Raw genomic sequence first — 12,703 nt, forward strand, 5'->3', positions numbered from 1 at the left:
CACTCAGGCCCTCGCTTTGGCTTTGTAAGCAATGCAGTCAATTTCGACCCTGCAATCGACCATCATCATGGCCTGCACACAAGCACGCGCCGGGGCATGTTCGCTTTTGAAGTACGAAGCAAATACCTTGTTGAAGCTCCAGAAGTCTCGTGGGTCTTGCAACCACACGCCCGCCCGCACCACATCTTCGAGGCCATAGCCGGCTTCTTCGAGAATGGCGATCAGGTTTTGCATGGTTTTGTGAGTTTGCTCGATGATGCCACCGTTGATGATTTCACCGTTCTCCATCGCCACTTGCCCCGAGACGTGTAACCAGCCATCAGCCTCGACTGCACGGGCGAAAGGTAATGGTTGACCGCCTGCACCGACTGCGCCAGTACCGAAACGTTTGATGCTCATATAGGCAAACTCCACTGCTGATGACAGACGCTTCATGCGTCAGGGACGCCGTAGTGTGCCATAAGGTCGCAGGTCAACCCAGTCGCCACCAACTGGGCAAAAGTTGCTGCACCTTGTACTCGGCAAAACGGTCGTCGATCAAAAACAGCGTGCCTTGATCGCTTTGGGTGCGAATCACCCGCCCTGCGGCTTGCACCACTTTTTGCACGCCCGGGTACAGGTAGGTGTAGTCATAGCCGGCGCCGAACAGCGCTGCCATGCGTTGTTTGATCTGTTCATTGACCGGGTTCAGTTGAGCCAGCCCAAGGGTTGCGACGAATGCGCCAATCAATCGCGCGCCGGGCAGGTCAATGCCTTCACCAAACGCGCCGCCCAATACGGCAAAGCCGATGCCCTGACTGGCGTGGGTGAATTGATCGAGAAACCCCTGGCGCGCCGCCTCATCCATACGCCGTGATTGCACCCACTGCGCAATGTGCGGATAGCGCTCGGCCAGCAGTTGGGCCACTTGCTGCAGGTAATCAAAGCTGCTGAAAAAGGCCAGATAGTTACCGCGTCTCTCCTCAAACTGGCGGGCGATCAACTCCACAATAGGGCCCAGAGAGGCCTGACGATGGCTGAAGCGCGTGGATATTTCGCTGACCACATGAACGGCCAGTTGCCGCTCGTTGAAGGGCGACTCGACATCGATCCACACGGTGTCGGCCGGTAAACCCAGCAAGTTGGCGTAATAGGTTCGCGGGCTCAAGGTGGCCGAAAACAGCACATTGCTTTGCGCACTGCCCAGCCGTGGGCCGATAAAGGCCGCAGGCACAATGTTGCGCAGGTTGAGCTGGGACAGCCGACGTTTGCCGTGCTCATGCAGGCTGACGTCAAACAAAAAATGCCCGTCAAAGAGCTCTGCCACACGGTTGAATTGCAGGGCTTCGAAGTAAAAGCTTTGCAAATCGCCGGCAAGCCCTTGCGGGTGGTCGTTGAGGTAGTCGCCGATGGCAGTGATGCAACCACTCAGGGCATTCAGCCACTTGGCCGGCAAATGTGAATGCACCTGATAAGGCCCGATTTGCTCCTTGTGCAGGGCATTCCACTCCCGGTTAAGGCGCTTGAAGGGCTTGTCCAGCACTGCCGGGGCGTTTTGCCGAACGCGGTTGAGGCTTTGCTGGTCGAGGCTTGCGCTGTACATCTGGCGGGCGCGCTCGACCAGATTGTGCGCTTCGTCCACCAATGTCCCGACCTGCCACTGATTGGCCTGCGCAAGCCCGTACAACAACGCCGTAAAGTCGAAGTAATAGTTGTAGTCGGCAATGATCACATCCGCCCAGCGTGCCATTTCCTGACTCAAGTAATACGGGCAGACCTGGTGCGCCAGGGCGACGTCGCGCAGTGTCTGTTGGTCCAGGGTTGATTGCGCAACCGCCGCCTGTCGCGCTGCAGGCAAGCGGTCATAAAAGCCTTTGGCCAACGGGCAAGCGTCGCCATTGCAGGCGTTGGCGGGGTATTCGCAGGCCTTGTCCCGCGCGACCAGTTCCAGTACTCGCAAGGGTGCATCCAAGGCGCGTGGATAGAGCACCTGCAGCGAGTCGAGGGCCAGCTTTCGCCCCGGTGTCTTGGCGGTCAAGAACAGCACTTTGTCCAACTGCTTGACGGGCATGGCCTTGAGCAGGGGAAACAAGGTGCCAATGGTTTTGCCTATCCCCGTGGGAGCTTGCGCCATAAGGCAGCGGCCGCCACTGGCGGTCTTGTAGACGGCTTCAGCCAGCGCGCGTTGGCCAGTGCGAAACTGGGCATGGGGAAATGCCAGCGTGCGGGCCACATCATCCCGCACCTGCCGATGCTGCGCTTCCTGTTCGGCCCAAGCCCCGAAAAGGGTGCATTGCTGATTGAAAAACGCCTGTAACTGCCCAGCAGTCCAGGTCTCCTGAAGACGTGTTTCCTTTTCGCTGACGATATCGAAATACACCAGCGCGATATTGACCTCGGGTAATTGCAGGCTTTGGCACACCAGCCAGCCATAAACCCGAGCCTGAGCCCAATGCAGTTGACGGTGATTGGCCGGGATGGCGGTAAAATCACCACGATAGGTTTTGACTTCTTCCAGCACATTGCCCAGCGGGTCATAGCCGTCTGCCCTGCCCCGTACCTGCACGCCGGCGTATTCACCTTGCAGGCTCAATTCGGCCTGATAACCGACGCTGCGCCGTGACGCGACCGTGCGATGCCCGGCGATGCCCTGTTGCGCCGTGGGCGATGGGGTAAAGCGCAAATCCAGATCACCGGCCTTGGCCGTGAACTCGCACAAGGCACGCACTGCGATGCGATACGTCATGCGTGCGCCACATCCTGCCACTGCACGTAGCACACGGTCACCGGCATGTTGTGCTGCTCACACAGCGTCAACCACCGCAGCTGGTTATCTTGCAGACGATCACCCGGGCCTTTGACTTCAATCATGCGGTAGGTCTTTTGCGCCGGCCAAAACTGGATAAGGTCGGGCATGCCGGTACGGTTGGCTTTTATGTCCTGCAACAAACGCCTGAACCAGACCTTCAAGTGCGCAGGCGGCAGGCAGTGCAAAGCCTCATCAAGCAAGGATCGACTCAGACAGTTCCAGGCCACAAAAGGCGATTGAACGCCAAATTTGGCCACGTAGGCCGCGTGTATGGTGTCCGTGTAGCGTCCATCGTCAAGCTGTTGCAGGCAGGCATCAAACAGCTCGCTACGACGCAGGTAAAAGTCCTCGTCCAACAAGTCAGCCGGGCCACTCTGGTACGGATGGAAAAAAGCACCTGGCAGCGGCGCGAAGATCGCTGACCAGCACAGCAGGCCGAACAGCGCATTGATCAGCGTGTTTTCGACATAGTGCACCGGCTGTTCAGGCCCGTGCAGATGGGTGGCGACCCTGCACTCCACAGACATTGCAGCCTCGTGCGGCAACACCAGATCAAGGCGCTCATAACTGCGCGGCTTGGCTTTTGCGCGCGCAGCCAGCCCAAGGCTGCGCCGTAAGCGCGGCAGCATGCGCAGCAGCTGTTGATGCTCGGCGTCATTGCCGGGCGCCTGCTCTGCCGCCTCTGCCAGGGCCAAAGCCTCTGACGTCTGGCCCAGCCGCTCCAGCACCCTGATCGTGCGCACCCGCGCCTCCGGATGCTGGCCATGCCGATAGATCTGAAGGGCCTGGTTCAGTTCTCCCGCACGCTCGCAGTGCTGGCCCAGCATGAACAACAAACGCTCACGCCGGCGCTGTAGCCAGGGATTGTTCACGCGGTATTCCAATACGTGAGGCAGTACGTCAATCACCTCGGCACCGGATTCAAATTGCTCACGGCAGCGGTACAGGTGCACATAGCCTTCAATGTCTTCGCGACAAGCCAGCGCCCGTGACTGCGGGCTGAACGCAACCTTCTCGTAGGTAAACAGGCCAAGGTCGGCCAGCACAAGATCGGCCCAACTCTGGCTCAGATTGCCAAAAAACATCAGCCGCAGACGATCACACAATTCACGATGGCTCAGGCTGTAAAGCTGTTCCGCCAGTGCGGGATGCCACTGGCTGAGGCTCTGAACTTGAGGGAATTGAGGCGCAAGGTCTTCCAACCATTGATCTTTTTTGGCCTTGGGCCTGGCGATATGCAAGCTAAAGCGGGCGTGAATCTCGGGCTTGCTCAATACCTCAAACACCTCTGGCAGTGCGAGCGGTGCCTGATCGTTGAGCCAGCCCACACCCAGCAGAGGGGCCGCCGCCTGGCTGATGTCGCCAATCTCAGGGTAGCTGAGCTTGCTGGCCCGAAAATGCTGACCTTTGCGCATGACCATCCGCACCCACAGCGCTTGGGATGCGCTGGGCAACTGGCCAAACTCGGCGATGAACTGCTGCTCTTCAACCGTTAACACATCGTCATAGCGCGCCGAAATCCAGCCGAGCACATGATCAAAGTTTTTCAGGTAATAAAAGGGGTCTTCAAGGGGATTGGAAATCACAGGCTGAACAAACCACTGACTTTAGGTACTGGATATGCGTACAGATAGCAGTTTGCTCACCGCTCTGGCAACCCGAAGGGATGAGCGGTTGCCTTGCGTGGCGCCTGTCAAAGCGGCAGACAGGCACATAGTCATCAGGCGGATACGTCTAAACCAATGCCCACGGCTGTTTGTGCGGATCGCTGGCCCACAGCGACGTCATTAAGGAGTCGTCCTCGCGGAACTGGACGTGTTGCATGCGATACAGCACCTGAATCGAGCTCAGAGGCAAGCCACTGACATGTTCAAGCCAGGTCACGTCAACCGGCGTCGAAAGCGGCTTATCCATCATCATTTGATGGTACTCATTGATGAATGGCAGTTTCTCGGGGTAACAGTTGCGTAGAAACAGCTCAAGGTTCTGACCTTCATTGATAAAGGGCGAGTAGATGAAACAGCCCAGCTGCACGTCGCTGACGCCGTGCAATTCATCCAGGTATCGAGCCGTTATCAGGCGCATTTGGTCTATACGTCTCGGGGTGTTGAACGCGCTCCCCAGGAGCTTGATGAGTTGACCTTTGAGGCGCTCGTTCGGGGGGTATTGAGTCGCTGCCTGCTGCCAGTACAGTTCAACGGCGGCTCTATAGCTCAGGCGTTGTTCACAGGCCGCACGCAACCCCTGAAGGTGCGCAGCCAGCACTATCACCGCCACTTGTGGCTCTTCTATATCCAGGTCTTTGAGGGCAAACGAGCCGTGCAGGTAAGTGAGCAATCTTGAATTGAACATGTCTATGTCGGTGAACAGGCAATCAAAGACATTGAGCACGGCTATTTTTGTATCGTCAGTAAAGGGGTTGCAGGGTTGATCAGTGGGCGGCAGGCACAAGACGTCCTTGTAGTCGTCGTCGAGAAAGGAACACAGCCTGACGGAGGTTTGCAGATCATCGCCATTGACCGGCTGGCCGGCATGCCCCCGCTGGCTGGCGACACGCTGAATCCAGGCCATGTATCTAGCCAGATGCCTGCGCGGGCGCCGATCGATCAAGGCATCTGCCGGTTGCCCCCATTCAAAGGCACTGCTGAAGAGCTTTGCCCGCGCCAGCAAATCAGCATAAAAAAAAGTCCCTCGCGCATCACCCCGGGTCAAATGGCCGGACATCAGCATCATTGTCCTGTTGGTGGCGCAAGGTTTATGAATGCCGCCCAGAGGTTTATCCAGCCTGCGAACCCCCTTGTCATTGACGAACAGCAACTCGACGCGATGGTCGTCATACAGGAACAACTCACTGCATTGAGTCTGTATCCGCTCCAACACCCTGGGCGTGAGGCGAGGCTGGTGCAAAATGGCCACGCGCAATATGAACGTGTCTGGATAGCGCCCCGCAATACTCAACTGAGCGGCACGCAAAAAAGCCAATGTATAGGCGCATTCCCTGCCCCCTTCAAGAACAACCATGACCCGGTACTGGGCGAGTCGCTCCAGGCCACCGGCAGCCACCAGTAATCGCTGAATCAACAGCTGCAAGGCAATGCGCTCGGTACGTTCCAGAAACCCCTGTAACCGATGCAGCACTTGCTGATAAACAAAGCTCATGGCTTGTTCATGAAAATTGTTCATAGGGCATCCCTCCATGTGAGCGCTTTATTATCGGCAGCTGCACCGGGAACGCCCACAATTAACTTGTGGTTTCAATCCGTTACAGATGCACCGCACATCCGCAGAGGAATATCCCTACAAAAAACAAAACCAAATGGATGCAAATTGATTTTTAAATTATCCATACGAATATAAAAGCAGCTAAAGACGGCACTTGGCAGGGGTTTGGTGCGGCCGTGAGTATGCATTTTTCCGAGGGTATATACACAAAAACGCCCTCGAACTCACGGCTCGAAGGCGTTTTTCATGAAAGGTTATGCCGCCTTTCAGTTACTGGGTAATTGCAACGCAACCCGGCCGCGACATGGGCAATCATCCATATAGCGATGGGCGTCTACAAAGGCCTCAAACGGAAAGACTTTTACTTCCAGAGGCAACAGCACCCGGTCAGCCGTCAGCTGGTTGATCTCGCGCAGGGCACGCTGCATGGCTTGCTCATCCTGGGTGATGCCCAGCTCCGGCTTGCCGGTGAAATTACCGATGCAGTGCACAAAGAACTGAATGTTCTTCTGAAACGCTGCACAGGCCGGAAAGGGAGTGTGATTGCCCCCTTGCAGTCCATAGAGCACAAGGCTGCCACGGGGCGCCAGCACATCACCCAGCACTGACATCTGTGGGCCACCAAGGCCATCCATGACCACATCGACACCTTTGTCGTGGGTGATCTTGTTGATCTCCAGCAACAGGTCTTGTTCCTCAGTGACGATCACCTTGTCAGCACCGAGCTTAAGCAGGGACTCGCGCTCATCCGCATTTTTGGTGGCCGCGATGACGTTGACCCCAAGCGCCTTGCCCAACTGCACGAATGAAGGGCCAGAACAGTGGCTGGCATCGGTAATCAGAACCGTTTGCCCAGCCTTTACCCGCGCCAGGTCGACATACGCGAAATAAGCGATTAACAGCGGCGTGTAATGCACGCTGGCTTCAACCGGCGTCAACACATCGGGGTAGCGCGTCAGGGTGGAGCGCGGCATGACGATCAATTCGCCATAGGTCGGGTAATCGTTGGCACTCTGACCGGGAAAACTGGCCACTTTGTCGCCCACGGCAAGATCATCAACCCCTGCCCCGACGGCGGTCACAACACCGGCCATTTCATGGCCGATACCGGCCGGCAAACGTGCCGGGCTCGGGGCCAGGTTTTGCCGCCAAAGCACGTCATACCAGCTGATACCAATCGCTTCGACACGCACCTGCACTTCGCCGGGCGCAGGCGCAGCGACTTCGTGCTCTTCGCACTGGAGCACCTCGGCCGGGCCAAACTTGTGAAAACGGATCGTGCGCGACATTGCAAACCTCGCCTAATTAATCGCTAATACCACGGGACTTTATCCGGGCTTTGTGAGCAAGACTAACAGACAGCATTAATAGTCGACATGCCTGACATTGATCCGCAGGCATTTTCTACATCCGGAAAGCCGGGTTTCCTGCTCAAGATTCGCACGTTTCTCACACTTAAAAACGCGAAATCCTATCTTCAGAGTGACGATCTATCGGTTTTGTCAGTAAGATCCTTACCCTTCTACCGTTGATCCGCCTGCGAAGTCTGCCAGATGAACCGTAACGACTTGCGTCGCGTCGATCTGAATTTGTTGATCGTCTTTGAAACCCTGATGCATGAGCGCAGTGTGACCCGAGCGGCCGAAAAGCTGTTTCTGGGGCAGCCTGCCATCAGCGCGGCGCTCTCACGCCTGCGCGGTTTGTTTGACGACCCACTGTTTGTGCGCACCGGCCGCAGCATGGAGCCTACGGCACGGGCGACCGAGATTTTCGCTTTGCTGTCCCCGGCATTGGACTCGATTTCAACCGCTGTCAGCCGTGCCGCAGAGTTCAACCCGGCCACCAGCACCTCGGTGTTCCGCATTGGTTTGTCCGATGACGTAGAGTTCGCCCTGCTGCCTTTGCTGCTTAAGCGCTTGCGCGCCGAGGCGCCGGGCATCGTGCTGGTCATCCGCCGGGTCAACTACATATTGATGCCGCCGTTGCTGGCCTCTGGCGAAATTTCGGTGGGCGTCAGTTACACCAGCGACCTGCCCGCCAACGCCAAGCGCAAAGTATTAAGGCGCAGCAAGCCCAAACTGCTGCGGGCTGACACCATGCCGGGGCCGATGAGCCTGGACGACTTCTGTGCCCGCCCCCACGCACTGGTCTCCTTTGCGGGTGACTTGAGCGGCTTTATTGATGTTGAGCTGGAGAAACTCGGGCGCAAGCGTCATGTGGTGCTGGCGGTACCGCAATTTAATGGTCTGAGCACCTTGCTGGCCGGCACCGACATCATTGCCACCGTGCCGGACTATACGGCCCAGGCCTTGACCGCCGCGGGTGGCGTGCGGGCCGAAGACCCTCCGATAGAGATGCAAAGCTTTGAATTGCACATGGCCTGGCGCGGCGCCCAGGACAACGACCCGGGTGAACGCTGGCTTCGTTCGCGGATTCAAATGTTTTTTGGGGATCCAGAGAGTCTCTAGGCGTTGTCGGGAAAGCGGTTTATCTAACAATCCGGACTCTCTGCGCGTAGTCAAACCTTCGTTTATTCAACTATGCACAGCACACTCAGGACCAGCGACCTCTCACGACAAGCCCCAGCAATTCTCGATATCCGCTGACACCTACCTTGCGATAGATCCGCTTGATGTAGGTAGCGGCGCTTGAGCGCTGAATGCCCATCAAGGGCGCGATGTCTTCCGCTCCCAGACCACTGAGTAAATACCTGAGCAACTCTCGGTCCCGCCGAGTCAGTTCAGGATAAAGCTGCTCGACCCGCTGGCTCAGTAAGGCCGGCATCTGATTGGCTTCGATATACGCGCGATAGTGCAATCGTGTGACTTGAATCAGCAAGGGTGCCACTGACTCGATAAATTCGATCTCGCGTTGAGTGAAGTTACCGTGCTCACGACCTCGATAGAAGTTGATCGACAGCCAGCCCCCGCCCTCTTCCTGATGATTGAGCAAGGCCATGCGCTGGGAAATTTGCGGCTGTTCATAGCAGACCCGCCGATATTCACGGTGGGTGATGTCCTCGACTGACTGAAGTTGAGCCAGGATTCGCGCGCCTCCATATTTCGCCCGATGACCGAGCATCGCCTGACGGTTGCCGTCCAGGCTGTGAAAACGCTTCACGTAATCGCGGGAAATGCGCGATATCTGGACCAGCCTGGCCTGATCGGAACACGACAATACCTGCGGTTCCTGGCCCTCCGGATAAGCGAAAATCGTACATTGTGCCAACGGCATCTCACCCCGCACCAGAGTCAGTAATTCTGCGGCCAGCCAGGTCCGACAGTCCTCGCCCACTCGAGCCAATAGATGCGCGACTTGCCCCGTCGTCAATGGGCTCTGATGGTAAGCGGTGGTGAGCAGCCAGTGGTTCATTGGGGGTCAGCTCACGTAGGAAGGTTGGGGTTTGTGGGGCAGCGTGCGCACCAGCAAGGCCGCGACTAATAATAGCAGCGCGGCATACAGGCAACCGGCTGTATAGGCATGGGTCAGGTCTTTTAGCCAACCGATCACCAAGGGGTTTAGGGCCGACCCCAGATTACCGACTGCGTTGATCACCGCGATGCCCACTGCCCTGGCTTGAAAACTCAATGACCGATCCGGCAGGGTCCAGAATATCGACATGGCCGTGTAGGAGCCGGTCGCCGCCATGCAAACCCCTGCCAGTTGTACGATTGGTTCGCTCGACAGGGCTGTGCAGAACCATCCTACTGCAGCCAGCAGCATCGGCAGGGCCAGGTGCCAACGCCGCTCTTGGGTCAGGTCCGAGTGTCGGCCCCAGAGGATCATGCCAACAATGGTGCATATTTGCGGAATTGCCGATAACAATCCGATCAGCGTATTGCTCTGACCAGCGCTGAAGCTCTTGACGATCAACGGGGTCCAGACCGCGATCATCGCCAAGGTGTTGACCAGGCAAAAGTACACCAGGCAGAAGAGAATCACTGAGGGCGACAGCAACTCACGACCCCAATGCGCGTGAGGCGAAGGTGCCTGACGGTCGCGCTCCATCAAGTCTGCCAGCTGTAGCTTCTCATTGTTACTCAGCCAGCGTGCCTGAGACGGCTGATCGTCCAGATAACCGTACACTGCCAGACCGAGAAGGACGCAGGGCAACCCTTCCAGCAAAAACAACCACTGCCAGCCTGCCAGGCCCCAGAGGCCATCCAGTCCCAGAATGCTGCCGGACAAGACCGAGCCAAAGCCCGCGGTAAATGGCATGGCGATCATGAACAACGCATTGGCCCGCGCCCGGTATGCCGCAGGAAACCAAAACGTCATATATAACAGCACACCCGGCAGAAACCCGGCCTCGGTGATGCCAACCAATGCACGCAGCCAATACAGGCTGGTTGCGTCATACGCAAACAGGGTTGCGGTCGAGGCCAAACCCCAGGCGATCATCAGGCTACCGATCCAGCGACGGGCACCGAGTTTGGCCAGAACGATGTTGCTGGGGATACCGCATGCGATATAGGCCAGGTAGAAAATCGTGGTTGCCATGCCGAACTGGGTACTGCTCAACCCCAGGTCGCCCATCATCGTTAGCCCGGCAAAACCGATATTGATACGGTCCAGAAACGAAAAAACGAAGCAGATGAAGAGAAACCACAACAGGCGTTTCGAGACTTTGGCAATAACCAGCGGATGAGCGCCGGCCTCCTCGCCAAGGGCCACAGCAGGATGGGATGGCATTGGGTGATCCTATTATTGTAATTATTGGCTGACGCAAAGGTTTTACAGGTCCTGCACGGCGCTCTCGATCAGTGCGTCGAAGCGCTCGATATCGTTCAGCGACTCTGCCGCCAGCAGCGCCAGCTTGACCAGAAACAACTCACTGTTGTGACCCGTACAATCAATCGCCTCGGCGAGCCGATCATAGACGCGCTCCAGATCTGTCACGTTCATTGACTGACTCATGGGTGGTTACTCCCGTTGTGGCCAAGGGCCTGGTTTAGACCATGGCGCAAACGCTCGCCATCCAGATGCAGCCAGCGCGCGCAGACATGCTGATCCGGGCGCGCAAGATAGGCGGCGCCAGCGTGCTGCACGCCATAACGCGTACTGAACAGATCATCCGTATCAGCCAGGGTCAGGTCGGCATGTTGCACCTGATCGACCCCACTCATGGCGATCGCGATCACTTGTATGGTCAGTCCCTGGTGGCGCAGAGCCTGAACCTGCGCCACAACTTCGGTATCGAGCGCCGCAGCGTCGGTGAAGCAAAGCAAATGAAAGGCGGGCGCCAGCTCGTCGAACAAATAGTGCTGCTCGGCCAAACGCACATTGAGTAACGGTGCACCGTTGCGCGGGCCGCCAACGAATAAACGATTATCGTCGTCCACCGCGTTGAGCTGCGAATCGGCATAGTCGTGAGCTCTTGAGGTTCGCCAGTGGTACAGCGGGCGTACAAATTCCCGGGTCAACGACAGCGACAGCACCGCATCGCGTAACAGTCGATATCCGCGACTGGGCGGCGCCATGAACCTCGTGCTTTTGCCCGCCTCCTCAATGATTTCCCGTGCAGCCTTGACCCGCTCCTCACTGTAGGAGGCCAGCAGCCCGGCACCGGCCAACCCCTTGATGTGCAGTGCCAGTTTCCAGCCCAGGTCGTGGCAATCCTGAAAGCCGGTATTGGCGCCGCGCACACCGAAGATCGGCAACAGGTGCGCCGCGTCTCCAGCAAAAATCACACGCTCATTAATGTAGTGCGCCAGGGTCAGCGCCCGGGCCGAGTACACAGAACTCCAATCCAGCTCCCACTCCGGGTTCTCGACGCCGAGCATCGCCAGTTGCGCATTGATGCGCTCACGCAAGGAGTCGGGGTGCAACGCCTGCTCGGGCGTTTCGTCCACGGGCAACTGGTAATCGATGCGCCAGATATCTCCGGGCTCGCGGTGCATCAACACGGTATTGCCGGGGTTCCATGAGGGATCGAAAAACGCCAGACGTTCAGTCGGCAGGTCGAGCTTGATGCGGATATCGGCAATCACGAAGCGCCCTTCATAGGACGCCCCCTCAAGCTTGAGCCCAAGCATGGAACGCAGTCCGGAGCGAGCGCCATCAGCGGCCACAACCCAATCGGCCTGCAGAGAATAAACATCACCCGGGGTATCGACTTGCAACACAGCATGGTCGAGCCGTTGCTCGATATCGATGACTTTATTGCCCCACCGCAGTTCGATCAGCGGCTGTGCCTGGGCTGCGGCCACCAGATGCTGCTCCAGATATTGCTGTTGCAGGTTGGTCATCGGTGCAAAACGATCATGCTCGTCGACCGGAGCCTCCATGCGAAAAACCCGCTGGCCGCGGTAGTACGAATTTCCGAAGCGCCAAGGCAGCCCCTGCTCGGCCACTGCCTGGGACACCCCCACTTGCTGGAAAATTTCCATGGAACGACGGGTGAAAACAATCGCACGACTCCCTTCACAGACCTGCTGCTGAGCCGCCAGGACAACACTGCCGACACCGTAGCGCGCCAGTTCGAGCGCCAGCGTCAGGCCAATGGGCCCCGCCCCCACAATCACCACGGGTGAGCGAGTGGCGATGCCTGGGGATTGCACGAAAGCAGGGTAAACCTGATAGGGAAAATAGAGGGACTGATGGGGTACGACTTGAGGCTGATGCATGGTCCGGTGGCTCCCGGTTTATTGTTTTATTGTTCTCGGGGACAGATTTTGTCTCAGGCCACTCTAA

At 57.5% G+C, this 12,703-nt stretch carries 10 protein-coding genes; 1 reads left to right on the forward strand and 9 read right to left on the reverse strand.

Translation table 11 applies throughout. The features are described from left to right. Positions 1 to 3: 3 nt before the first annotated feature. The 5 genes from EQV93_RS20995 to EQV93_RS21015 all read right to left on the reverse strand — a co-directional run bounded on the left by EQV93_RS20995 (position 4) and on the right by EQV93_RS21015 (position 7,299). Positions 4 to 399, reverse strand: a complete 396-nt coding sequence (locus EQV93_RS20995; protein ID WP_122786474.1) for a RidA family protein — start codon at positions 397 to 399, stop codon at positions 4 to 6. A gap of 73 nt (positions 400 to 472) precedes the next feature. Continuing rightward, the gene (locus tag EQV93_RS21000; protein WP_240892380.1) at positions 473 to 2,725 is read right to left on the reverse strand and encodes an ATP-dependent DNA helicase; all 2,253 of its coding nucleotides are present in this window, start codon (positions 2,723 to 2,725) and stop codon (positions 473 to 475) included. Then, positions 2,722 to 4,374, reverse strand: coding sequence for a VRR-NUC domain-containing protein (locus tag EQV93_RS21005; protein WP_240892381.1), 1,653 nt, complete (start codon positions 4,372 to 4,374; stop codon positions 2,722 to 2,724). The genes EQV93_RS21000 and EQV93_RS21005 overlap by 4 nt, the downstream gene beginning before the upstream one ends. Before the next feature lie 148 nt (positions 4,375 to 4,522). After that, positions 4,523 to 5,971: a hypothetical protein gene (locus EQV93_RS21010; RefSeq protein ID WP_240892382.1), complete on the reverse strand. Its 1,449-nt coding sequence runs from the start codon at positions 5,969 to 5,971 to the stop codon at positions 4,523 to 4,525. A gap of 305 nt (positions 5,972 to 6,276) precedes the next feature. Then, on the reverse strand, positions 6,277 to 7,299 hold the full coding sequence (locus EQV93_RS21015; RefSeq protein WP_122786478.1) for a zinc-dependent alcohol dehydrogenase family protein: 1,023 nt from the start codon (positions 7,297 to 7,299) through the stop codon (positions 6,277 to 6,279). Positions 7,300 to 7,563: 264 nt separating this feature from the next. On the opposite strand from EQV93_RS21015, the gene EQV93_RS21020 reads away from it, so the two are divergent. Then, positions 7,564 to 8,478 carry a LysR family transcriptional regulator gene (locus EQV93_RS21020; RefSeq protein ID WP_122786479.1) on the forward strand — a complete coding sequence of 305 codons (915 nt, stop codon included), beginning with the start codon at positions 7,564 to 7,566 and terminating at the stop codon, positions 8,476 to 8,478. Between the two features lie 85 nt (positions 8,479 to 8,563). On the opposite strand, the gene EQV93_RS21025 is transcribed toward EQV93_RS21020, so the two are convergent. From EQV93_RS21025 to EQV93_RS21040, 4 genes are read right to left on the reverse strand one after another with little or no spacing between them, the layout of a single operon-like run. Continuing rightward, positions 8,564 to 9,382 (reverse strand): helix-turn-helix transcriptional regulator, encoded by an 819-nt coding sequence (locus EQV93_RS21025; protein WP_240892383.1) that lies wholly within the window; start codon positions 9,380 to 9,382, stop codon positions 8,564 to 8,566. Positions 9,383 to 9,388: 6 nt separating this feature from the next. Then, positions 9,389 to 10,702 (reverse strand): MFS transporter, encoded by a 1,314-nt coding sequence (locus EQV93_RS21030; RefSeq protein ID WP_146387612.1) that lies wholly within the window; start codon positions 10,700 to 10,702, stop codon positions 9,389 to 9,391. A gap of 42 nt (positions 10,703 to 10,744) precedes the next feature. Next, positions 10,745 to 10,927 carry a DUF2783 domain-containing protein gene (locus tag EQV93_RS21035; protein WP_122786482.1) on the reverse strand — a complete coding sequence of 61 codons (183 nt, stop codon included), beginning with the start codon at positions 10,925 to 10,927 and terminating at the stop codon, positions 10,745 to 10,747. Further along, the gene (locus tag EQV93_RS21040) at positions 10,924 to 12,636 is read right to left on the reverse strand and encodes an FAD-dependent monooxygenase (protein WP_240892384.1); all 1,713 of its coding nucleotides are present in this window, start codon (positions 12,634 to 12,636) and stop codon (positions 10,924 to 10,926) included. Before EQV93_RS21040 ends, EQV93_RS21035 begins: the two co-directional genes overlap by 4 nt. Between the last annotated feature and the right edge of the window lie 67 nt (positions 12,637 to 12,703).

Origin of the sequence: Pseudomonas sp. TMW22091 (genome assembly GCF_022496705.1) — a bacterium.
In the GTDB taxonomy this organism is placed as follows: Bacteria; Pseudomonadota; Gammaproteobacteria; order Pseudomonadales; family Pseudomonadaceae; genus Aquipseudomonas; species Aquipseudomonas saxonica.

Excerpts from the sequence above, each read along its gene's own strand:
- EQV93_RS20995 (WP_122786474.1), bottom strand. The coding sequence starts at position 399 with ATGAGCATCAAACGTTTCGGTACTGGCGCAGTCGGTGCAGGCGGTCAA.
- EQV93_RS21000 (WP_240892380.1), bottom strand. The coding sequence starts at position 2,725 with ATGACGTATCGCATCGCAGTGCGTGCCTTGTGCGAGTTCACGGCCAAG.
- EQV93_RS21010 (WP_240892382.1), bottom strand. The coding sequence starts at position 5,971 with ATGAACAATTTTCATGAACAAGCCATGAGCTTTGTTTATCAGCAAGTG.
- EQV93_RS21015 (WP_122786478.1), bottom strand. The coding sequence starts at position 7,299 with ATGTCGCGCACGATCCGTTTTCACAAGTTTGGCCCGGCCGAGGTGCTC.
- EQV93_RS21020 (WP_122786479.1), top strand. The coding sequence starts at position 7,564 with ATGAACCGTAACGACTTGCGTCGCGTCGATCTGAATTTGTTGATCGTC.
- EQV93_RS21025 (WP_240892383.1), bottom strand. The coding sequence starts at position 9,382 with ATGAACCACTGGCTGCTCACCACCGCTTACCATCAGAGCCCATTGACG.
- EQV93_RS21030 (WP_146387612.1), bottom strand. The coding sequence starts at position 10,702 with ATGCCATCCCATCCTGCTGTGGCCCTTGGCGAGGAGGCCGGCGCTCAT.
- EQV93_RS21035 (WP_122786482.1), bottom strand. The coding sequence starts at position 10,927 with ATGAGTCAGTCAATGAACGTGACAGATCTGGAGCGCGTCTATGATCGG.
- EQV93_RS21040 (WP_240892384.1), bottom strand. The coding sequence starts at position 12,636 with ATGCATCAGCCTCAAGTCGTACCCCATCAGTCCCTCTATTTTCCCTAT.